At 35.6% G+C, this 1313-nt stretch carries 1 protein-coding gene and 1 other annotated feature; the gene reads left to right on the top strand.

Annotated features, from left to right (window positions below):
* The first annotated feature begins 215 nt into the window (after positions 1–215).
* Positions 216–746, top strand: coding sequence for a ribosome hibernation-promoting factor, HPF/YfiA family (gene hpf / locus QZL64_RS03755; protein ID WP_021840668.1), 531 nt, complete (start codon positions 216–218; stop codon positions 744–746).
* A gap of 340 nt (positions 747–1086) precedes the next feature.
* Positions 1087–1313, top strand: a binding site (T-box leader).

Here is a 1313-nt window from a genome sequence, read left to right as displayed (position 1 = left end):
AAAGCCACACACACTTTTTGTCCTATAAGCCCAATTTTACTTGAAAAACTTTGTGAAAGCCCTTCTTTATAGGGGTGTTTAAGATTTGTAAAAAATTTATAAAAAAATTTAAAAATTTTTCAAAAAATAAAGAGGACTTTTGTACATCCTTGGAGAATTATATAAACATAGAAACAAGTTCGTAGTTTAGAACTTGAGAAGAAAGGGTGTTTTATATGAAAGTAACAGTAAGAGGTAAGAATTTAGAAGTAACAGCAGCTCTCCGCGAGTATTTGGAAAAACGTGTAGATAAACTTGCTCGTTATTTTGATGCACCATTTGATGTACAAGCTGTGCTCTCAGTAGAAAAAGAAAATCGCGTAGTTGAACTCACCTGTTTCGTTGAAGGGATTGTTCTTCGCGGGGTTGCATCGAATACAGATATGTATGCGGCTATTGATTTAGTAGTCGATAAAATTGTTCGTCAAATTCATAAATATAAAACTCGTTTGGCACGGCGCTTCAAGAAAGAAGCAGGCTTCAAACCGGATGCATATGTTCCGGAAGTTCCTGTTCAGGAAGAAGAAATCAGCATAGTTCGCCGCAAACATTTTGCGATTCGACCTATGAGTGTGGAAGAAGCCATTATGCAAATGAATTTGGTTGGTCATGACTTCTTTATGTTCTACAATGCAGAAACAGAAGTTATGAACGTAGTGTACCGTCGTAAAAACGGTTCCTATGGGTTAATTGAGCCGGAGCTTTAAAGGCTACTCCGAAGGGAGAATACCGTAGGACGTTTAGATAACTGAATATATAGCAGCTGTAGCAGATTGTGAGTACATAATCTGCTACAACTTTTTTATAACACTGATTATGTTTAAATTTTTATACTATGCAGTGGATCGTTAGTAATATATAGACAGTTTGGTAAAATGTTCATGATGCTGTTGGATTTTTAGCGAATCTTTGCTATTATTATATATATAGAAATTTTTAGTAATAGTATGGATTTATTTTGTCCTTGACAAAAAAGTAGTTAAAACCTATCATAATGATATGTTTTAAAAAATCGATGAGAATTATACTAAAACATAAAAGAGTATATAAAACGCAATGAACAAAACAAGTACGTTCAATGAACCGAACAGAGAGATAAACCTAGGTTGAGAGTTTATTACGATGTAGTTGGACTGAATGCCTTTGTGAGCGGGAGAACTGAAATATCAGTAGGTTTTCACGGTGAACTGCCGTTATAGTATTTGAGTGCAACAGCCTATCCATCTGTGAGTATGCTGTTGTAAACAGAGTGGAACCGCGGGCCACCGCCTCTG

Origin of the sequence: Veillonella sp. CAG:933, assembly GCF_000431435.1 — a bacterium.
GTDB lineage: Bacteria > Bacillota > Negativicutes > Veillonellales > Veillonellaceae > Veillonella_A.
Note: the sequence above shows the minus strand (reverse complement) of the source record. Positions and strands in the feature narration are given on the sequence as shown.